This is a genomic window from Limnoraphis robusta CS-951 (assembly GCF_000972705.2).
The window spans coordinates 1-22443 of sequence record NZ_LATL02000269.1 but is presented as its reverse complement, the minus strand read 5'-3'; the positions used below and the strand labels follow the sequence as shown (position 1 = coordinate 22443).

Here is a 22443-nt window from a genome sequence, read left to right as displayed (position 1 = left end):
GCAGTCAACGCTAAGTTCTAGAGTTTATCAATTTGCCTTCATGCACTTGGGAGAAGCATTTAGCCGATTTTTTCAAGGCATTGCTGAACATCCTAAATTCAAGAAAAAAGGCAGAAACGATAGCTTTACGATTGATAACTGTGGCAAGGTAATGAGGTTTTCGGGGAAGAGATTGAAGCTTCCTTTCATTGGATGGGTTAACACTTACGAAGCCCTTCCTGAAATTCAAACCAAACGAGTCACAATAAGCAGGAGCGCTGATTCTTGGTATTTGTCTGTCGCTTACGAATTTGAGCCAGAACAGACTGTAAAATCAAGAGAATACCTGGGTGTTGATGTTGGGGTTAAGGTATTAGCGACCTGTTCAGATGGTACTGTTTTTGCCAATCCAGCAGCCCACAAAAAAGCGCAAAAAAATCTAGCCAGACTTCAACGCGAACTCTCGAGAAAACAGAAGGGTTCAAAAAACAGGAATAAAGCCAAGCTCAAATTAGCAAAAGCTTATCAAAGAATTGTCAACATTCGGAAAGATACAATTCACAAACTCACCTCATGGCTATGCAAAAACCACGCAGTCATCGGGTTAGAAGACTTGAATGTTTCTGGGATGTTGAAAAATCATAAGGCGCGCGGGTGCTATTGCTGATTCGGCTTTTTCTGAAATTCGTCGCCAAGTTGAGTATAAGTCTGAGTGGTATGGTTCAAGCGTAGTTTTTGCTCATAGATTCTATCCGTCAACTAAAACCTGTTCAAGTTGCGGTCACGTTCAAGAAATAGCACTGAAAGAACGAGTTTTCAACTGTAATAATTGCGGTGTAAGCGTTGACCGTGATTTGAATGCCAGCCTAAATTTAGAACGTTTTGCCGAAGGCTATTCGGTTTAAGCCTGTCTGACCGGGTGCTGCCGACAGTCCGGGGTGATGCAGGAAGTAAACATTAACACGGTTTGTACCGCGTTATATCAGTTTTATAAAGCAGACTTGCATCATTGCACCAAACACCCCTGTTTCGACCTTTAAGCCACTTAAACGCAGCTTTTCAACAAATTTTTCATAAAGTTTTTTCGCGGCTTCTGGGGCGGCTGAACAGTCAAAAGATGGACGACGACCTTTGCGACAATCTCCATAAAGAGTAAACTGACTAATCACTAAAAGTTCACCTTCTATCTCTTGAACGGATTTTTCCCAGCGTCCAGTATCGCGATCAGGATCAGGAAATAACCGTAATTCTAAACATTTGCGAGTCATCCAGTCAAGTTCCGCTTCGGTATCGGTTTGGGCGATCGCAACCAGTAAATTTAATCCTTGACCAATTTTACCGACAATTTGACCATTGACTTCGACTTGAGAAGCGGTAACTCGTTGGATAATGACTCGCATTTTGTTAACCCGAATTAGACTTAGATCAGTAGGGCGCATCAAATTTGACTAATTTTTTCCCGAAATCAGGAGATTGATAGTTTGATGCACTCTACTATACATCGAACAATAATTGAGAAACTAAGAATTTCCAAACCCTTTTCCACGTTTTTCGACTGGGAAAGTTAAACACTTTTCAAGTTGCGATCGCAACGTTTCGTGATCAAGATTTTGACCAATTAATACCAATTGATTTTTCTTCTCGCCTTTCCACTCAGAATCATCAATTGAAAAACGCTTTCCACTCAAATGGAAAATATGACGTTTTGGACTTTCATCAAACCACATAATTCCTTTCGCTCGAAATACATTACTGGGAAGTTGGTTATCGAGGAAATATTGGAATTTTCGCAGAGACAACGGACGATCACTTTGAAAGGAAATAGAAGTAAAGCCATCATTTTCTAAGTGATCGGAATGGTGGTGATGTTCGTGATGTTCGTGATCATGATCATGGTGATGATGTTCGTGATCATGATGTTCGTGATCATGATGTTCGTGATGTTCGTGATGTTCGTGATCATGATGTTCGTGATCGTGATGTTCAGGTTCAAAATAGTGATCCGACTCAAACAAACCCACACTCAAAATTAAGGGTAAAGGAACTTGAGATTTACGGCTTCGCAGAATTCGTGCATCTCGTTTGATATCTCGAATTTTGACTTCTAAACTATCAACATCCGCCTCATCAACCAAGTCAGTCTTATTCAGAATAATAATATCACCGTAGGCAATTTGACTGTGAGCAGCTTGACTATTAAATAGATCTAAACTGTAGTTTGCACAGTCTACCAATGTCACAATAGAATCAAGGCGAGTCATATCTCGCAATTCCGTTCCCAAAAACGTTAACGCCACCGGAAGCGGATCAGCAAGTCCAGTGGTTTCTACCACCATATAATCCACTTTTTCTGGACGTTCTAGAACCTTGTAAACTGCGTTCACCAAATCTTCATTAATTGTACAGCAAACACAGCCATTGCTTAACTCAACCATTGTATTGTCTTCGTCGGTGGTAACGATGAGTTCATTATCAATTCCGATCTCTCCAAACTCATTGACTAATACGGCGGTTTTTACCCCTTCTTGATTTGAGAGAATGTGATTGAGTAAAGTCGTTTTCCCACTCCCCAAAAAACCTGTAATAATCGTAACAGGTAAACCCCGTTTGGGATCATTCATCATTGATTCAGCGTTGGAAGCAGCGATTGAAGTCATAGCAAACTGACCTGAACGAAAATATTGTATTCTTTAGTTTATCGTATTGTTTTGCTGAAAGTGGGGAGATCGAATTGATTCTTTAAGTTTTCCGTCTGATCTCCTCTGCTGACTGGATATCAACGGAGTAGGGTTGGCCTCCCTCCGAACGTTAGCACATCCATCAGGGAAAGAATAAAAAAACACCCTCGACACACCAGACACAAAGAGGGAATTTTCATGTCTTTGTCGATCAACTTTTCTCAAAAACCCGGTAACTTTCACGCCCACTGGGTTTTTGATTTTCCTTAGACAATTATTGAAACAAAATGTTAACGAGTTGATCAACAACTTGTTTCCAAGTAAACTGATTCGCTACAAATTGCGGCCCGGTATGATAAGCTTGAGTGCGGAAGGTGGAATTTTCAATCATCGCCTCCATCAAATTCAGTAAATGTTGGATATTGGGTTCTAGGAAGAGTTTAATATCTCCATTTTTTTCGGTCATCATTTTAAATTTACTCTCTATTTTCCAAGCAAATTCTGGCTGAACAAAATCATCGGTAGATCCTCCATCTGTACAAATAACAGGTAAACCACAAGCCATTGCTTCTAAGACGGGAAGATTAAACCCTTCCGCAGAATAGGGCGAAACATAAGCATCAGCCCCTTGATAAAGTTCCGCCATTTCTAAAGCGGATAAACTCTCACCAATATAATACATTCTCGATTTAATTCGCTCAATTTCGGGTTCGGTTAAAACATTTTTACTGGCTTTTTTAATGGATTCTTTAGAAGGAAAAATGGCATCTCTTCCCTTAAGCACTAAACGAATCTCTGAATATTTTTCAGTTAAAATCGCAAAGGCTTTTAATAACCGATCAATTCCTTGACGTTCATTCCACATCACGCCAATATTCAGGAAGACAAAAGCGTTATTCCATCCAAACCTTTGGCGTAAAGCTTGACGTTTTTCGGGTTTTAATGGATAATAAATATTAGGTTCAATCCCCAAAGGAACAACAACAACTCGTTCAGAAACAGCACCACTATTCAGAAAGCCTTGTTTTGACCAATGAGAAGAAGTAATAATAACTGTATCAGAGTTTTGATGGGCTTTTTGGAAGCAATAAACTCTCATTCCTCTTAAAATGGATTGCGGAACAATCCCCCATTCTGTACATCCAAATACAAAGGTTTTTGGACTTCTAGAATTGCTTAAATTAAACGGACAATACACTCGGAAGGTGACATCTGCGGCTTGGTTTTCTGTCGCTTGAGGAATTGTTTTTAAAGTCTGTTCAGCTTCGGGAGCTAATAATCCTTCAACGGCTTTCCAACTCTCACTCACATAGGGCATATCTTGATGGAAAAGTTCAAGATTTTGTCGTTTATTGAGTTCTAATAATTGATAGCTATTAATTAAAGCATAGGAATGAGGAATAAAACGCCAACCTTCAATCAATAACGACTGGGTTTGTGTTGAGAGTTGAGGAATAAAGTCTCGAGGAACTGCATGAACAACGGTTGGGTTTTTTGCAACTTCTAACAGTTGATTAACCGTGTGTTTCCAGGTATAATTTTCTTCAACCCATTCAGGTAAAATTTCTCTCGCTTGCTGACGAATTTGCGGTTTTTCGATCACCGTTTTCATCAACTCAAGCAAATGTTCCCAGTCGGGATGTAGAAAGAAATGAATTTGTTGGTTGATGATACGAGTTCTAAATTTACTCTCGATTTTAAAGCTAAAATCAGAGTGAACAAAATCATCCGTCGCGCCGCCTTTCGTACAAATAATGGGTAAACCCGCAGCCATCGCTTCTAAAGCCGATAAATGAAATCCTGAAGCCACATAAGGACATACATAAACATCAGCCGCTTGATAGAGTTGTGCCATTTGTTGAAACGAAAAAGTCTCACCAATATAGGCAATATTCGGTTTAATCTTAGCGACTTCTGCCTCACTCAAAATACTCCGACTTGCCGTTAAAAGAGATTGTTTAGACGGATATAAAGCATCACATCCTTTTAAAACCAGTCGTGCATTGGGATAACATTCAACGAGGGAAACAAACGCTTTAAGAAGGGGACGAATTCCATTTCTGTCTTCTACCGGACTGACATTTAAAAAGATAAAATAATCATCCCAGCCCAATTGTTGACGAAGGGTTTTTCGTTCGGGAGGAGTTAAAGGTTTATAAAGTTTCGGATCAACTCCCCAGGGAACAATCGCTATTTTACCTTGATCAAAACCATAACGAATTAATCCTTCTTTTGACCATTTTGAAGGCGTGACTATGGTTAGATTTGAGTCGAGAGAAATCGGACTTTTCAAAGAGGTTAGAGTCAAACTTTCATCGAACACCGTTCCCCATTCCGCCATTGCAAAAACAAGAGTATGTGAAGCGTTAGACGGTTTTAAATTCAACGGTTCAGCCATTCTCAACAGAACATCTGGAGAGGGAAAAACCGCGTTGCTGAGTTGATCGAGATGTCGTTGATAGGGCGAGTCCCATAAATTCTCAACAGCCTGCCAATTCGGCTTCAAGTAAGGTAAATCTTGATAAGATAGCTGAAGTTCCTGTCGGTTCAGGATTTCCAGTAATTGAAATTGATTCGCGATCGCAATAGAATGAGGAAGGAAACGCCAGCCTTCAATATGAATTCGCATCGGTAAAGTGATCAAAAGTTCTCAACTAGATTCGGCTTAAATTTGCACAAATGGCAATCCCGGTTACATCATTTTACTCTACGATTGTTCAACAAACAAGACCAGGAAGCCGTGAGAGAATTGAGATGAAGATTCAGTTTCACCTTGAAAAGATAGTCTGTTCTCGCTAAAATAAAAGAATTGAGTTGAATCATTTTAATTCTAAACCTCAAAAAAAATCAATAGATCATTTAATAATCAGCAGAAATAGGCTAAAATAAAACCAGATAGACGATCATTAATAATTCAAGTTAACCCCGTCAAAACCACCCAAAATGTACTCAAGTTTATCCGGCTTATTCCCAGTCGCAATCCTTAAAAAATCGCCAACGAAGCTTTAAGCTGTCCCCCGAAAACCCCCTTCAATCCTTGAGACTCGAGCCATGATCGATGATGAACGTCCATTAATTTCAGAGCGCCGCATTACCCTATCGCTGTCGAATCTGGTGGTAGTTTTATTAGCCGTCCTCATTTTAGTATTGCTGTGGCAGCTTCAAAGTTTAATTGTACTGTTAATGATCTCAGTCGTTCTGGCCGCTTCAATTGTACCCATTGTAGATTGGGCAGAAGCCAAAAAACTCCCCCGTTGGTTAGCCGTTATTTTAGTGTATTTAACCCTAATTGCGGGATTAACCGGATTTGGTTTAATTGTCGGCCCCCGAGTCATTGACCAAATCAGCTTATTAGTAGGTCAGCTTCCCCTATTTTCCGAACGTATCGTTGATATTGCCAGTGGTTTAACGAGTCGGCTAGGCGAAGACACCCCCACCCTGATCGAAGAACTACTCAATACCCAATCTCTAACCAACTGGGCAATTCGTTCGAGTCAACAACTGCTTTTGCGCTCCTACAGTATCACACGCGGTATAGTGGGCGGCGTTTTCAGCCTGATCATCGCCCTATTTGTCTCCGGCTACATGGTTGCCGATAGTAACACCTTAATCAAAAGCCTGGTGCAACTGTTTCCCTACCCCTGGAACGAACGACTCAACAGCCAAGTCGGACAAGTCAGCCGTCGCATGGGGGGATATATTCGCGGACGTCTACTCGTCTCGGCTATTTTAGGCATTGCCACCACAATGGGGTTAGGATTTTTAGGACTGGGAGAATTTGCACTCGGTTTAGGTGCGATCGCCGGAGTGACTAACCTCATCCCCTTTCTCGGGCCAATTCTCGGCGCCATTCCCGCCTTGATCGTTGCTTTAGCCCAAGGAGGATTTCTGTTTTTCTGGGTGCTGCTGTTATATGTGATCGTTCAAAACGTCGAAACCTACGTTCTTGATCCCTTATTAGTCGGAACCTCTGTCGGAGTTCATCCCCTGTTCCAACTGTTGTCTGTCTTAGGGGGTGTACAAGTGTTAGGAATTTTGGGGGCTTTAATTGTTCCGCCTTGGTTTGCAGGTGTCGCCGCCTTAGTCGAGAACCTCTATCTTAAGCCCAAAGAAGAACAAGAAAAGCTCAAAAAAGCCCAAGCCTTAACTCTGACAGCAGAAACACAGAGATAATAAACCTCGAACTTGTGCCTGAGAACGATAATATTGAAACCCATGAAATTGGAAACCTTTTTCTGGCATCCCCAAAACGGATGGTCAGTCAAAAAACTTCCCTCACTCGACTCTGAACACAGCTTAGTTTTCCTATTTGGTGCTTCTGAGTTTATCAACAATTCTCATCCCATTGACCAACTCACAAAAACCTATCCTCATTCTCATTTTATTGGCTGTTCAACCGCAGGAGAAATTTTTGACACCTGTTTGTTAGATGGAAGCCTCTCCGTTGGCGTCGTGCAGTTTGAACACACTCAACTCAAAAGCGCCAGTTATCTACTCAATCCAAGCAATAATATCAGCAATCAGTCCTATAATGCAGGTCGAACCCTCGGCAAACAACTCAATCACCCCGACTTACAAGGCTTGTTTATCTTAGGAGATGGACTCCAAGTTAATGGTAGCGAACTGATACGCGGCTTGAATTCCATTATTAACCCTCGTTCTAAACCCTCTCGAAAGCTGACCATTACCGGAGGGTTAGCCGGAGATAACCATCAGTTTAAACGAACCTGGGTGCTAGCTGAAGGGATTCCCCGTAGTGGTGCAGTAGCAGGCGTTGGGTTTTATGGTAAACAAATCCAAATTGGCTTTGGTTGTCAAAGTGGATGGACAATTTTCGGGCCAGAACGCCGGGTAACTCGCTCTAAACACAATATTCTCTACGAACTCGATGGTAAACCCGCCCTAGAATTGTACAAAGACTATCTCGGTGAACAAGCCCGAGACTTACCCACCACCGCCTTATTTTTTCCCCTGGCTGTTCATACCCCATCCACCCGTAAAGCCACTGTACGAACCCTTGTCAGTCTTGATGAGGATACCCAGTCCATGTGCTTTAGCGGTAATATTCCCCAAGGCGCTCTCACCCAACTGATGCGCGGAAACTATGAAAGACTTGTTAATGGTGCCTTAGCTGCGGCTTTAGTCAGTCGTCACAACATTCAACGTCAATTTACACCCAGGAATGACGAACAAGGCTTAAAAGACTTCTACGCTGATCACAACGAACCCTCACTGGCGATCGCCATTAGTGGTTCAGGGCGTAGACTGGTTTTAGGCGAACGAACAGAAGAAGAACTAGAAGTTACACTAGAAGAGTTACCCGCCCACACTCAACAAATTGGCTTTTATTCCTATGGCGAATTTGCTCCCTACGGAGTGGAAACCATCTGTCAACTGCATAATCAAACAATGACTTTGACTATTATTCGAGAAAATCGAGATAGTCCTTCACTCGTTATCCGTTAACAGTCTTGCAGGGGCAATTCATCTCTGATTTTCAGTCTAGATTAGACTAGGATTTTAGCGAATCACTACCAGCAATTATGCATCCTTTGCTCAAGCGTCAACTCAAACGGCTTGCTCTTAGCGAAAACACGCCTCCAAGCAATGCTGTCCCATGGCAGGAATTCCTTGATCGTATCAGTCGTAGCTACACCGAAGCCGATCAAGAGCGATATCTCGTAGAGCGATCGCTCACACTCTCCTCTCGGGAAATGTTACAACTGTACGAGCATCAACGACAGGAAACCGAAACTCGTCTGGCAACAGAACGAGATCGACTGCAAGCGGTGATTAGCTCTTTGGGGGCAGGATTGTGTATTCTTGATCCCAAAGGTTGTCTCCTCTCAATGAACCCTGAAGCTGAACGGTTACTCGGATGGAAACAGACCGAACTTTTAGGTCAACCTTTATTACAGCATATTGCACCCGATTCAAAACTCTCTTCGGTTGATTTTCCTTCTACTTTTCAAGACGGCTTAGATTGTTCGTCTTCTGCCACTTGTGTTCCGCAAATTTTAAAGTCGAGTGACGATCAATTTCTCTGCCGCAATCATCAAATTTTAGCAGTTTCTTATGTTCTTAATCCGATTCTGGATCACGAAACACTGATCGGTGCGGTGCTGATTTTTCTCGATATTACTGATCGCAAACGCGCTCAACTCGAAGCCGAGCGATCGCTGTCTTTATTACAAGCAACGTTTAATGCGACTGATGCGGGAATTGTTGCCTTAGATCGTTATGGAAAAGTCTGCAATTTTAATCAAAAATTTGTGGAAATGTGGCAAATTCCCGAAGCGATGTTATACTCACCTAACCCTCAATCTGCTCTGACTTTTGTCCTGAGACAGCTTAAATATCCGCCTCGGTTTTTGAATACCGTTATGCAACTGTCCGCCGATCCGAAAACTCCAACCTATGACATTGTAGAGTTTAAAGATAGTCGGATTTTTGAAGTGTATTCTCATCCGTCAAAAGTGGGTGAAAAAATTGTCGGGAGAGTTTGGAGTTTCCGCGATATTACCGAACGAAAACGAGTTGAAAAATCGCTTAAGCATCGTGTTGAATTTGAACAACTTATTACCAACTTATCCACTTATTTTATTAGTTTAAGTACCGAAGAAATCGATTATGGTATTGAACAAGCTCTCCAAAAAATTAGTCAATTTATTGGTGTTGATCGCGGATATATCTATGTATTCCCTGATGATGAATCTCTAATAAAATCCCTATACCAGTGGAAAAAGAACAGTGGAAAACCTGAATTAAAGGAAGAATCCACAGCAGCAAAACCTCATAAAGATAAACTGATTAATGTTCTCGAAGTTCGCCTAAAACCCAACTCAGATGAAAAGCTAAATCCTTCAGAAATTCCCTGGATTATGCAGCAACTCAATCAGCTAAAAAGTATTCATTTATTGGCTGATGATTTGTCCGAAGAAGCTCTATCAGATTTACAATATTTGCAGCAATTCCACTCAAAAGAGAGTTTATTTGAGCCTCAAAAAAAATCTCTTGACAACTTACAATACCTGAGCATTATTCCTTTAGTTTGTAGTAAATCCGTCGTGGGATTTCTCCGCTTTGATGCCGTAAATTCCGCTTTTACCTGGTCATCTGATAGCGTCGCTTTATTAAAAATGGTGGCCGAAATGTTTTCTAACGCCATTCAACGCAAACGAACCGAAGCCGTTCTTCGACAAACAGAAGCCAAATATCGCAGTATCTTTGAAAACGCAGCAGAAGGCATTTGTCAAACCACTCCCCAAGGTCGTTATCTCAGTGCAAACCCCGCTTTAGCCCGAATATTAGGTTATGCTTCGCCGTCCGCGTTGATTGAAGGGATCACCGATATCAACCAACAACTCTATGTTAAACCCAATCGACGGGCTGAATTCATCGCCGCCATGCAAGCCAACCCCGTTGTTTCGGGATTTGAATCGCAAGTTTATCGCCAAGATGGTAGTATAATCTGGATATCAGAAAATTCTCGAGCGGTCCGCGATGCAACAGGCCGAATTGTTTGCTACGAAGGCACAGTTGAAGACATTACTGAAAGCAAAGAAGCCTCCGTTGCCCTCAAACAAGCCAAAGAAGCCGCAGTCGCCGCCAGTCGGGCTAAAAGTACCTTCCTCGCCAATATGAGCCATGAACTACGCACTCCATTAAATGCGATTATCGGCTATGGCGAAATTTTAGCAGAAGAAGCAGAAGATTCAGGATATGGGGATCTGGTTCCAGATTTAGAACGGATTTGCAACGCCGGACGAAATCTGCTCACCCTGATTAATGATATTCTCGACATCTCAAAAATAGAAGCAGGTCGGATGGATTTGTATCTAGAAGCCTTGAATATTTCCACCCTGATCGAAAGTGTGATTTCCACCGCTCAACCTCTCGTTGATCGCAATGGTAACACCTTAGAAGTGGAATGCGATAGCGAGATTGAGATGATGATTGCCGATGTCACCAAAGTTCAACAGATTTTATTAAACTTACTGAGTAATGCGGCTAAATTTACAACCGCAGGTCAGATTAAATTAAAAGTCTCTTCGCTATTACCAGAACCTCAAAACCTAGAATATGGGGAGTCGGAAAATTCAGCAACTTCTTTTATTCAGTTTCAAGTCAGTGATACAGGAATTGGGATGAGTCCTGAACAATTGGATATTTTATTTCAACCATTTACTCAGGGCGATGCGTCTACAACACGCCGCTATGGGGGGACGGGATTAGGTTTAACAATTAGCCAACGTTTTTGTCAAATGATGGGCGGATCGATTACAGTAGAAAGTCAGCTTGATCGCGGTTCCACCTTTACGGTGATTCTACCCACAGAGGTTAAAAATCAAACTGGGGAACTGATAGAGGAGGAAGACAACTGGAAACCTCCAATTTCATCGTTGATCACTCAACATTCCATTACCCCTGTGACTGCAACTGCCAATCTTGATCATACGATTTTAGTGATTGATGATGACTTGATAGCACAGGATCTGATTGTGCGATCGCTAACCGCAGAAGGGATAAAAATCGAAACCGCATCTTCAGGACAAGAAGGACTCCGCAAAGCCAAAGAACTTCATCCTGATGCCATTACCCTGGATATTATGATGCCGAGTATGGATGGTTGGACGGTATTATCGGCACTGAAAGCTGATCCCGAGTTAGCCGATATTCCGGTAATTGTGTTATCCTTCGTGAGCAATAAAACCCGAGGTTTTGCTTTGGGGGCGTCCGACTATCTGATTAAACCCGTTGATGGAAAACGTCTAGCGAACCTCGTCAGCAAATATCAACATCAACATCACGATGATGATTCTAATCCCATCAATCACATTTTGATTGTTGAGGATGATCTTAGCGCCCGTCAGATGTTGCGAGAACTCTTAGAACGAGATGGTTGGCGGGTTTGGGAAGCCGAAGATGGTTCGAGTGCTTTGAAACAACTGAGCCAAAATACACCGAGTTTAATTTTACTGGATTTGGTTTTGCCTCAAATCAGTGGTTTCGAGCTGATTGATCTTTTGCGAAACACGCCTGACTGGGCTAGGATTCCAATTATAGTGACGACAGCAATGGACTTAACCTCCCGAGAAAGTTCGCAACTGCAAGGTTGTGTGGAACAAATCCTGCAAAAAGGAAGTTATAACTGTGAGGATCTGTTGCGTGATATTCGGGGGCTAGTCAATGCTAGTCTGAGAACATCATCTTTAGTTTCCCCGAGTCGGAATACTGAACTGTCAACGCTCAAATCAGATCATGGCTAAGATTTTGTTGGTTGAAGATAACGAAATGAACCGAGATATGCTAGAACGCCGTCTCAGTCGCAAGGGATATGAAGTTTTGATCGCGGTTGATGGGGCTGAGGGAGTAGAACTGAGTCGCTCCCATCAGCCTGATATTATTCTCATGGATATGAGTTTACCCGTCATGGATGGATGGAGTGCGACACGCGAGATCAAAAACTATCCTAAAACAAACACTATACCCGTGATAGCACTGACGGCTCACGCGATGGCTGGCGATCGCGAAAAGTCTATTGCAGCCGGATGTGATGATTACGACACAAAGCCCATAGAATTTACCCGACTTTTAGAGAAAATCGAAACACTCTTAAAAAAAACAGCAACTCCGTGAGTAAGCTATTCTATTCGTGATTGATCAAGCTTAGGTTGAATATTCAATTTAGGCACAGGAAAGAACGCAGGAGAGAGTGATGACTCTATTGACTGCTGAAGTTCCATCCAGCCTTGCTTGAAAGATCTTTTGTAGCAAGTCAAAGGCGGTGCAATTGCGACCATCCTATCTTAAGTTTCTGGAGTTGGGCTTGAATCCAAAGGCTTGAGAAGGACATTTATTAGAAAGGCAGATGAACGCTTACCCAGAATCATCTCTTGTTCTCATCGTTGATGATAACGAGGTTAATCGCGACTTACTAGCCCGACGGATCAAACGAGAAGGCTGCCGAGTTATACTGGCGACTAACGGCTTTGAGGCGTTGGAGATGATGCGTTCTCAACCGCTTGATTTGGTGTTGCTGGATATTATGATGCCTCAGATGAACGGCTATCAAGTCCTAGAAGCCCTGAAAGCTGATCAGAGTTTGCGCTACATTCCGGTGATTATGATTTCGGCGGTTAACGATATTGAGAGTGTAGTCCGTTGTATTGAACTCGGGGCTGAAGATTATCTCTCCAAACCCTTTAACCCGGTGTTATTACGCGCTCGCATTAATGCCTGTTTGGAGAAAAAGCGACTTCGGGATCAAGAACGGGCCTATCTCAAAAAATTGGCGGCTGAACAAGAAAAGTCTGAGCAGCTTCTTCTGAATATTCTCCCTAAAGCCATTGCAGAACGCCTTAAACGCGGAGAAAGCACCATCGCTGATAGTTTTGATGATGTGACGGTTTTGTTTGGTGATATTGCCAATTTTACGAAGCTGTCGGCTGATCTGTCTCCGGCGGAACTGGTGGAAATTCTCAATCGCATTTTTTCTCGGTTTGATGAGTTGGCTGATAAGTACCATCTTGAAAAAATCAAAACTCTCGGTGATGCTTATATGGTGGTTGGCGGACTCCCGACTCCTCAAGCGGATCATGTTGAGGCGATCGCCGAAATGGCTCTAGATATGCAGCAGATTATTGGTCAGTTTAGTCTCAAAGAAGGGGAACCTCTGCAAATGCGGATCGGGATTAATACAGGGCCAGTGGAAGCGGGTGTAATTGGCATGAAAAAGTTTACCTATGATTTGTGGGGGGATACGGTGAACACGGCGAACCGCATGGAGTCTCATGGAATTTCTGGGAAAATTCAAGTCACCGCCACGACTTATGAACGCTTGAAGGAAAAATATCTCTTGGAAGAACGGGGTACAATCACGGTTAAGGGCAAGGGAGAAATGCTTACCTATTTTCTGACGGGTCGAAAAGACAGGGAATAGGGGAGGTCACTGGTCACTGTAAACTGTAAAGACTGCTATGCTTTTGTTGAGTTAACTAGACCTATTCAAACAAAAACTGATGTTATCTACGGGCGAACTTCTCAATTATTCTAAATGGATTGGTATTTTTACCTTGTTTTGCGCTTTTTTGACTGTACTGGCATTGATCTTTAAATGGGGGATTCGCTTCCGGTTGGTGGGGATAACGGCTTTTATGGGCGTTTTAACCCTGGGTGTCTTTGGCCTCGGTTTGGGACTGTTTAACCGGGTTGCGGTTCCGGGTGCGGTTCGCTATTCTCGGGTTTATGATGATGGCGATCGCCAAATTGTGATTGTGGTTGCGCCGGAGATTACGCCGACGGAGTTAGAAGCAACATTACAGCAAGCGGCGGCGGATTTGTTTTCTCCGGGACGGACGGGACAGCCGGATGAACGTTTAACTATTCGGGCGCGGACTTTAATTCATCCTGAACCGGGGGTTTCTGAACCTGTGTATTTGGGTGAGGTACGACGTTCCAATGTTCAAGGAAACGGTCAAGATTTAGAGGTGGATATTGATCAGGAACGGTTTGCTCATCTGCAAGAAGTGGTTGAGAATTCCCCGGCTTAATTCATCATTTTAATGCGATATCTTTTGTACAAAAATTATGAATCCGGATTGAACAATGATTTAATGTCTTTGGAATTAGCCGTCGGATTAGCATATCTGACGAAACGGCGGCTTGTTTATTACGGTTCGGCCGGAGAACAAAAACAATTAAAGCCTGTGGCTGGAGGATTATATAATCGAGTTCCAGAGCATCGCAAAGCTATCATTAATAACCAACGAATTCCAACAATTCTTGATCTCTTAGATCCGATGCCGATTGAGTGGATCACTTATTCAGAGTTTTTAGCGGAAAATCACTTAAATACTTTGAGTTTGTCTAACTGTGATCTGCGGTTAGTGAATGCTGTTTTTGTTCCCAATCATGCAGTTGTTATTCCTGATGTTCTCGAAGAATTTGCTGAAAATCGATTAATTTTAAGAGATGTTCAGCAGGATATCTGGCATTTAAGTCAATGTAATTTTGGATTTTATTCTCGCTTTTTTTATTTGCCTCATCCTTCGCTTTATACTTTGATGGAATCTATCCGTCCTCATGTGATTTATCGTAATTTAGCCGATAAAATTAGCTATAAACTGGGTCGGTTTAATGGGATTCATGTGAGACTCACTGATTATCGAAAACATATTCCAGGTATTGATAAATGTTATTCTCAAAAGATACTCAGCAATATTAAAGCCAATTTTCCTCGAAATGAATTATTAGTTATTTGTACCGATGAATCCGATAAAAAACATTTTTTTACGGAGATAATGAATTATTATAAAAACCATCTCTTTATTGATGAATTTATCATCAATGAATTCGTCTATGATTTCAAAGATTTACCCTTTACCGACGAACAAACTTTAGGACTGATTTGTAACTTAGTCATGGCAAAAGCGGCTCAATTCGCCGGAACACTTCGTAGCACATATACGGGAATCATTCATCGCAATTGGCTGAGAAATCGACTCAATATTAATCCTGATATTTCTCAACTTGACTTTCAATATATTGACAGTGGTTTTGACGGTCAAAATGTAGATTTTCAAGAGGGATTTTATCCCGAAAAAAACACAGGCTTATTTAGTTGGAACCGTATTCAATTCCCCGTTTCCCCCGAAGGCAAATCTTGGTATCGAGAATGGCCGGAATCTGTGGTTGTCAGCATTTAAATTCATAAAAAATTGATAAAATTGTATGACTGGGTTCTGAGTTAGGCTTGAATTTTCACCCGTAACATTGTTTAAGCCTTCTCACTTAGAGATGATCGCATTTGATGGCGCAGGTAGAGCAAGATTTGGACGAAGAACTCAAAAGGGTTTCAAAACTTGCCCCTACGGGTTGTCAAAAAACAGATAATTTCCGGTTTGCAGTCTTTGTAGCGATCGCCAATGCGTTACAATTATTAAGATACGTCAACAAATGCCAATAACCTTATAACTTCTGCTACTAGGCACTAACCTATGTCTCTCCCCATTCGCAACGTTGCTATTATTGCCCACGTCGATCACGGCAAAACCACCTTAGTAGATGCCTTGTTAAAACAGTCCGGTATTTTCCGTGAAGGGGAAGATGTTCCGGACTGCGTGATGGACTCTAACGATATTGAACGAGAACGCGGAATTACTATTTTATCGAAAAATACAGCCGTTCGATACAAAGAAACCCTAATTAATATTGTTGATACTCCCGGTCACGCGGACTTTGGCGGTGAAGTTGAACGAGTTTTAGGCATGGTAGACGGGTGTATCCTGATTGTGGATGCGAATGAAGGCCCGATGCCTCAAACCCGCTTTGTGTTGAAAAAAGCCCTGGAAAAAGGCTTGCGTCCGATTGTTGTTATCAATAAAATTGACCGTCCTCGGGCTGAACCTTACGGCGCCGTTGATAAAGTCTTGGATCTGTTCCTCGAACTCGGTGCCGATGATGATCAATGTGAATTTCCCTATTTGTTTGCATCGGGCTTAGAAGGCTACGCCAAACGAGGCTTAGAGGAACAAGGCGTCGATATGCAGCCCTTGTTTGAAGATATCCTCGAACACGTTCCGCCCCCTGTCGGTGATTCGACCAAACCCCTGCAATTACAAGTGACAACCCTAGATTATTCTGAATATGTGGGGCGAATTGTGATTGGCAAAATTCACAATGGCACCATCAAAGCTGGACAACAAGCGGCTTTAGTCAGAGAAGATGGAACAATTTTCAAAAGCAAAATTACCAAGTTAATGGGCTTTGAAGGCTTAAGTCGTATTGATCTTGAAGAAGCCACCGCCGGAAATCTGGTTGCAGTTGCAGGGTTTGCTGATGCGAATATTGGCGAAACCATTACCTGTCCGAACGAACCTCAAGCCCTGCCTTTAATTAAGGTCGATGAACCGACATTACAGATGATGTTCTCGGTGAATGACTCACCGTTTGCAGGTCAAGAAGGATCTTACGTCACTTCGCGTCAGTTGCGCGATCGCTTGATGCGGGAGTTGGAAACCAACGTCGCCCTGCGAGTCGAAGAAACAGACTCCCCGGATCAGTTTATGGTGTCGGGACGAGGTGAACTTCACCTGGGTATTTTAATTGAAAATATGCGGCGGGAAGGCTACGAATTCCAAGTGTCTCAGCCGCAGGTGATTTACCGTGAAATTAGTGGTCAACCCTACGAACCGTTTGAATATCTGGTGTTAGATGTTCCTGAAGAGGCTGTGGGGAGTTGCATGGAACGCTTGGGCCAGCGACGGGCCGATATGCAGGATATGCGGGTTGGTGGTAATGGACGCGCCCAGTTAGAGTTTGTTGTCCCTGCGCGGGGGTTGATTGGTTTCCGGGGTGATTTCATGCGAATTACTCGCGGAGAGGGAATTATGAACCATAGTTTCCTCGAATATCGGCTTCTGTGTGGAGAGATTGAAACTCGCCGTAATGGGGTGTTAATTGCCTTTGAAGAAGGGGTGAGTACCTTCTACGCAATGAAAAACGCCGAAGATCGGGGTTCATTCTTTATTACACCGGGAACGAAGGTTTATAAAGGGATGATCGTTGGGGAACACAACCGTCCTCAAGATTTAGACTTGAATATCTGCAAGGCGAAACAGTTGACGAACCATCGTTCCGCAACGGGTGATGAACTGGTACAATTGCAAACACCTGTAGACATGAGTTTAGAACGGGCTTTAGAATATATTGGCCCGGATGAACTGGTGGAAGTCACACCCGAGTCGATTCGTCTACGGAAAGTCAGTAAAAAGTTAGTCAGACGTTAAAAATTTCCTAAACAGCACGACATCTTTCCAAAACGGTAAAATGTCGTGCTTGCTACTTTTTTTGAAATTAGTTTTCGTCAAAGATTAAGAGTTTTAGAATAGAAAGAGTTGCAGCGTTCCCTCTCAATTTCTAAGGATTTAGAAAATCATGCCTCTTTTTGAGAAAAACTTAAAAGGGATCATTGATTAGTTGCCAACTCTCGGGTTGAGACGCGCCATCCCCTGTGATACGATTGGTTTTTCCTGCAAACAAGTTAGCTTTTCTTGACAAAAGCTTCAGGAATAGGATCTTATACATCTTGTTAAAAGGTGCTATGATCTGATAACAAGAAAACTCAAATCAATCTCCCCCAATCACTGAACTCAAACGTAGAGGCACAGCGATCGAGGAAGACCAAAACCGGGATTTATCCCGTATGCGTTAATCTGGTCACAAGCTAGGGACGCGCTCGATTTTAACCTTTGAGAGGGGGTAGCCCTAAATGCTAGTACCTGATTTAGTCTATCTGTCAATGTCTATGTTGGCAGTTAGTATTAGTGTGATAACCACTGATGAGATTGCAAAAATCATGGCTCGAGGAATTGCTTTAGTTTTTGTATTTCTAAGCATTGCCTCTGCGCCCTGGTTAGTTTTACTCATCCTGCTCGTTCCTGTGCTTAGTTATAAGCTAATTGAACGATTTCAGTGGTAACGATTAATACAAACCTCAAAAAAAGTCGATGCAGGTTTGTATCGGGTGAATTTAATGACGGGGAAGACCGTAAAATCTAGCGCAGCCTAGCAAACTGCTTTAGTTCTGCTTTATAAAACTGATATAACGCGGTACAAACCGTGTTAATATTTACTTCCTGCATCACCCCGGACTGTCGGCAGCACCCGGTCAGACAGGCAAATCAGCCGAGAAGCCCTCGGCATAATGTAATAAATTCAGACTCGCATTATAGTCACGCTCTTTGACTTCACCGCAATTCTTACAATGAAAAACTCGTTCTTTCAGTGCTATTTCTTGAACGTGACCGCAACTTGAACAGGTCTTAGTTGACGGATAGAAGCGATCTGCAAAAACTACTACTGAGCCGTACCACGAGGATTTATACTCGACTTGGCGGCGAATTTCATAAAGAGCAGAATCAGCAATAGCACCCGCTAACTTATGATTCTTTAACATCCCAGAAACATTCAAGTCTTCTAACCCGATGACCGCGTGGTTTTTGCATAGCCATGAGGTTAATTTATGAATTGACACTTTTCGGATGTTAGCCACTCTTTGATGTGCTTTTGCCAGTTTCAGTCGAGCTTTATTCCTGTTATTTGAACCCTTTTGTTTTCTAGAAAGTTCACGCTGAAGTCGAGCTAGATTTTTTTGAGCTTTTTTGTAAGCTCTGGGGTTAGCGAAAACAGTACCATCTGAACAGGTAGCCAACACCTTAACTCCAACATCAACACCCAGATATTCTCGGGATTTAACAGTCTGTTCTGGTTCAAACTCATAGCCTACAGATATATACCAACAATCAGCTACTCGACTAATTGTGACTCGCTTTGTGTTGATTTCAGGTAGGGGTTCATAAGTGAATACCCATCCAATAAAAGGAAGTTTTAACCTCCTCCCCGAAAACCTCATTACTTTGCCACAATTATCTAAAGTAAAGCTATCATTTTTGCCTTTTTTCTTGAACTTAGGGTATTCAGCAATGCCTTGAAATAATCGGCTAAATGCTTCTCCCAAGTGCATGAAGGCAAATTGATAAACTCTGGAACTTAGCGTTGACTGCCAGGAATATTGAGGTTTGACGTGATTGGTGTAGAACTTTTTTAGCTTATTCGTTGAAGGTTTTAACCCTTGTTTGTAAGCTTCATTCCACATCCCTAACGCCCAGTTCCAAACCCACCTAGAATATCCCGCGTGTTGAGCCATTAAAGTCTTCTGTTTGTTGTTCAGTTTTAACTTGGTATGATAGGCTCGTTGCATAGATCTATTATCTGATCTTACAGATAGTACCGTGTTGTACCATAAATCTTCTACTAAGTTACTGTTCTCCCCCGCCTGACGGTTAACAGAAAGATTAACTTGATTTCAAATCTTGAAGCTTAGGCTTCTATTCTATCACTTCGGTAGCTCATACTGCTCAACAATTTTTTTCGCAAACTCAGGAACGTGGGCATCTAACTTTTCAGGATGGTTGCGCTTCACATAGAGATAATTGCGCGTAAAATGAGAATCGATGGAAAATCGAGCATATTCTAACCCTTTGGGGCCTATTTTTTCAATCACCACCCCCATCAGTTTCGCTGCCCACATCGGTAACGTTACGCCTTTGTCGTAAGCGGGAATACTTTGTTGGACTGCTTGTTGACGCTTGCCTTCAGAATGAACAGGTTGGGTGTCGAGTTGACCTGATACCAAGTCTAACATCTCTTTGCCCGTTTCATTACGAACCACAATCCATTGCCAACCAAAGGGCGCTCCCATATATCCTACCACTAAATCGGCTAAGGAGTTGACATAATCAAAACAACTCAAACAAGAGGGGGCGAAAATATCTTTGAGTTCTTTAGTATTTAACCCAAAAAACGGCACTTTTTCTATCGATCCATCTGAGTGTTTGAAGTGAACCCGAAAGTCTTGCATAAATTCATAATGCACGACAGTTTCAGGAGATTTACTGGTGGTTTCGAGAAACTTTTGTAAACCTGCGCGAGTCACATTATCAACACAAGGCGTTCCCAACACATAGAGTTTTTCTAATCCTAATTGTTTCTCAACTGCCCGTAACGCTTGAATTTGACAACCAACTCCAATCACTAATAACCGCTTCATTCCCGATTTTTCGATTTCTTCGAGAACGGAAAGATTGGGTGAAAGGGTGGGTTTGTTAACTCTTGCTGCTAGAATATCTTCTGGAGTTCTCGCAATTACAGGCATCGGTTGAAAGCGATCTTCTTTGGTATTTTGAACACAAACCACGCCTTCAACAATTCCCTGAGTTAACATTTCACAAGCGATACTGCTAACAATTCCCGTCCATTGGGCGCCTTCGATGGGTTGTTTTTTTCGCGCCGCCATCATCGTTTGATGAACCCCAAAATAGAGATCATCCTCGTTTTCTAAATTGCGACTTCGCCCGTGTGTTTGGGTTTCCAGTTGGGTAATTTGTTGGTTGATGAAAGCGCAGGCTTCTCTAACGTAATGAACATAATAGGTGTCACACAGTCCACACTCGCTACACAGTTCTTTAGCGGGACGGCGACTCCCCGGTTTCAACGCTTTGGCTTTCTGATGTTTGGGTGTTTCCTGTATTGCGGTCATTGAAACTTTGTTTATTATACCAGTCTTTAGGTTTATCACATTTTGTCACCGAGTTTCCCTTTTGTCATATTTTTTAAGGTTGAACATCAAGGGGATTGAGTTTGTATTAGAAAATAGTTCGATAAACGCATCAAGTTAAATCAGAATGTTTGTCTAAGTAAATTCACGGACAAGACAGGTAAAATTATATTCTAAAGTTCAGCAAAAACGCTGATGCGGTAAACTTCCAACTTTGGTAGATTTAATTTAAAGTGTTACTCAAGCTTGGGATTAAACAAGCAAAGGAAATGTCAAATTATGTCACCACTATTTGACCGAATTAACCGGGTTGTGAGATCGAACCTAAACGATATGGTGAGCAAGGCAGAAGATCCAGAAAAGCTCTTAGAACTGACTATTATTGATATGCAAGAAGACCTGGTGCAACTCCGTCAAGCTGTTGCACAGGCGATCGCTTCTCAAAAACGCAGTCAACAGCAATACAACCAATATCAATCTCAGGGAAATCAATGGCTGTCTCGCGCTCAAGTAGCATTGCAAAAGGGAGATGAAAACCTGGCTCGAGAAGCTTTACAACGTAAGAAAAATTATGAGGAGCAAGCCAACACGATTAAAATTAATCTTGATAAACAAACCACTCAAGTTGATGTACTAAAACGCAACTTAGTTCAGCTAGAGAATAAAATCTCTGAAGCCAAAACCAAGAAAAATATGCTCAAGACTCGGGCGCAAGCGGCTAAGGCAAATGAGCAGTTGCAGGGAATGATTGGTGGTATCAATACAACAGGTGGAATGGCAGCTTTTGAGCGGATGGAACAAAAAGTCTTGGAAATGGAAGCTGGTTCTCAATCGGAATTTGAACCAATTCGTTATTTTGAGCCTAAAATTGAAGAACAACCAGATAGTCACAAGCTTTTAGAAAAGGCAATTCAAGAAACACGTTTAGCAATGAATCACGCTGTTAAAAGTAAAGAGTATCTTCAAAAACAGTTGAGTGAACAGGATTCAATAATTTTACAACTAAAACAACATCTCATAACTCTAGAAAGTCTCAAAACTCAGTTGAACGAAAATGTATCAGAAAAAGCTAATAATACGAGTATACAAAAAGGTACAAGTTTAGAAGAATGTTTTTTTGCTCAACTTGAAGACGGAAGTGATTATGATGATTTAGAAGCTTTGAAAACGCAAATGCTTGGCTCTGCTAAAACTCAAGGTCAACTCCCCGTAGGTGAAGAAACGACGACTGCGCCTCAAACTCCCGCCCAAAAAACAGAAGTTGATAGTGAGTTAGAAAAACTGCGAGAACAACTAGACAATCTGTAAAACTATCAACATTCTTATCAATCTAAAAAACATATCAACCTTATTGTAGGGGCGGGTTCCGCGTTAATTGATGTTTCTCACAATTAATACTATTAAACCCGCCCAATTTTTTAAAATTGTTGTGGGGGTGGGCGGGTTTATTTAAGTTATTTCTGAGAAGATTTAATTTTTGGTGGAACCCGCCCCTACAAACCCGGTTTTTTAATATTGTTGTGGGGGTGGGCGGGTTTATGCACGGTTATTTCTGAGAATATTTAATTTTTGATGGAACCCGCCCCAAGGGTAAATATATTTAAACCCGCCCGGTTTTTAAAGATCTGTGCATCTAATTAATTCGTTATTAGTGTAGGGGCGGGTTCC

The 22443-nt window shown here is 42.1% G+C and carries 14 protein-coding genes and 2 pseudogenes; 11 read left to right on the top strand and 5 right to left on the bottom strand.

Annotated elements, in window-relative coordinates:
- Positions 1–884, top strand: a pseudogene (locus WN50_RS22875) (RNA-guided endonuclease InsQ/TnpB family protein); the annotation flags it as partial.
- 72 nt (positions 885–956) lie between these two features.
- On the opposite strand, the gene dtd reads toward WN50_RS22875, so the two are convergent.
- The 3 genes from dtd to WN50_RS22860 all read right to left on the bottom strand — a co-directional run bounded on the left by dtd (position 957) and on the right by WN50_RS22860 (position 5286).
- Positions 957–1379 (bottom strand): D-aminoacyl-tRNA deacylase, encoded by a 423-nt coding sequence (gene dtd / locus WN50_RS22870; protein WP_046282213.1) that lies wholly within the window; start codon positions 1377–1379, stop codon positions 957–959.
- Between the two features lie 120 nt (positions 1380–1499).
- Positions 1500–2636 (bottom strand): CobW family GTP-binding protein, encoded by a 1137-nt coding sequence (locus tag WN50_RS22865; protein ID WP_046282212.1) that lies wholly within the window; start codon positions 2634–2636, stop codon positions 1500–1502.
- 295 nt (positions 2637–2931) lie between these two features.
- Positions 2932–5286: a glycosyltransferase family 4 protein gene (locus tag WN50_RS22860; protein WP_046282211.1), complete on the bottom strand. Its 2355-nt coding sequence runs from the start codon at positions 5284–5286 to the stop codon at positions 2932–2934.
- 422 nt (positions 5287–5708) lie between these two features.
- Between WN50_RS22860 and WN50_RS22855 the strand changes: the two genes are divergently transcribed.
- The 9 genes from WN50_RS22855 to WN50_RS22815 all read left to right on the top strand — a co-directional run bounded on the left by WN50_RS22855 (position 5709) and on the right by WN50_RS22815 (position 18138).
- Positions 5709–6830, top strand: a complete 1122-nt coding sequence (locus tag WN50_RS22855; protein ID WP_046282210.1) for an AI-2E family transporter — start codon at positions 5709–5711, stop codon at positions 6828–6830.
- 42 nt (positions 6831–6872) lie between these two features.
- The gene (locus WN50_RS22850; protein ID WP_046282209.1) at positions 6873–8123 is read left to right on the top strand and encodes an FIST signal transduction protein; all 1251 of its coding nucleotides are present in this window, start codon (positions 6873–6875) and stop codon (positions 8121–8123) included.
- 77 nt (positions 8124–8200) lie between these two features.
- Positions 8201–11926 carry a response regulator gene (locus WN50_RS22845; RefSeq protein ID WP_046282208.1) on the top strand — a complete coding sequence of 1242 codons (3726 nt, stop codon included), beginning with the start codon at positions 8201–8203 and terminating at the stop codon, positions 11924–11926.
- Positions 11919–12296, top strand: coding sequence for a response regulator (locus WN50_RS22840; RefSeq protein WP_046282207.1), 378 nt, complete (start codon positions 11919–11921; stop codon positions 12294–12296). Before WN50_RS22845 ends, WN50_RS22840 begins: the two co-directional genes overlap by 8 nt.
- A 232-nt stretch (positions 12297–12528) precedes the next feature.
- Positions 12529–13599, top strand: a complete 1071-nt coding sequence (locus WN50_RS22835; protein WP_046282206.1) for an adenylate/guanylate cyclase domain-containing protein — start codon at positions 12529–12531, stop codon at positions 13597–13599.
- Positions 13600–13678: 79 nt separating this feature from the next.
- The gene (locus WN50_RS22830) at positions 13679–14209 is read left to right on the top strand and encodes a Ycf51 family protein (RefSeq protein ID WP_046282205.1); all 531 of its coding nucleotides are present in this window, start codon (positions 13679–13681) and stop codon (positions 14207–14209) included.
- A gap of 12 nt (positions 14210–14221) precedes the next feature.
- Complete coding sequence (locus WN50_RS22825; RefSeq protein ID WP_046282204.1) at positions 14222–15364, top strand: O-fucosyltransferase family protein; 1143 nt, start codon at positions 14222–14224, stop codon at positions 15362–15364.
- Positions 15365–15655: 291 nt separating this feature from the next.
- A complete protein-coding gene (gene typA, locus WN50_RS22820) occupies positions 15656–17446 on the top strand; it encodes a translational GTPase TypA (protein ID WP_046282203.1) in 1791 nt (596 codons plus the stop codon).
- Between the two features lie 482 nt (positions 17447–17928).
- Complete coding sequence (locus tag WN50_RS22815) at positions 17929–18138, top strand: hypothetical protein (RefSeq protein WP_046282202.1); 210 nt, start codon at positions 17929–17931, stop codon at positions 18136–18138.
- A 189-nt stretch (positions 18139–18327) separates the two neighbouring features.
- Here WN50_RS22815 and WN50_RS22810 read toward each other — a convergent pair whose 3' ends face one another.
- Entirely contained in the window at positions 18328–19419 is a 1092-nt protein-coding gene (locus WN50_RS22810) for an RNA-guided endonuclease InsQ/TnpB family protein (protein ID WP_049560848.1), read from the bottom strand.
- 135 nt (positions 19420–19554) lie between these two features.
- Entirely contained in the window at positions 19555–20757 is a 1203-nt protein-coding gene (locus tag WN50_RS22805; RefSeq protein WP_046280126.1) for a Coenzyme F420 hydrogenase/dehydrogenase, beta subunit C-terminal domain, read from the bottom strand.
- Positions 20758–21054: 297 nt separating this feature from the next.
- Between WN50_RS22805 and WN50_RS22800 the strand changes: the two are divergent.
- Positions 21055–21618: pseudogene (locus WN50_RS22800) on the top strand (PspA/IM30 family protein); the annotation flags it as partial.
- Positions 21619–22443: the final 825 nt, after the last annotated feature.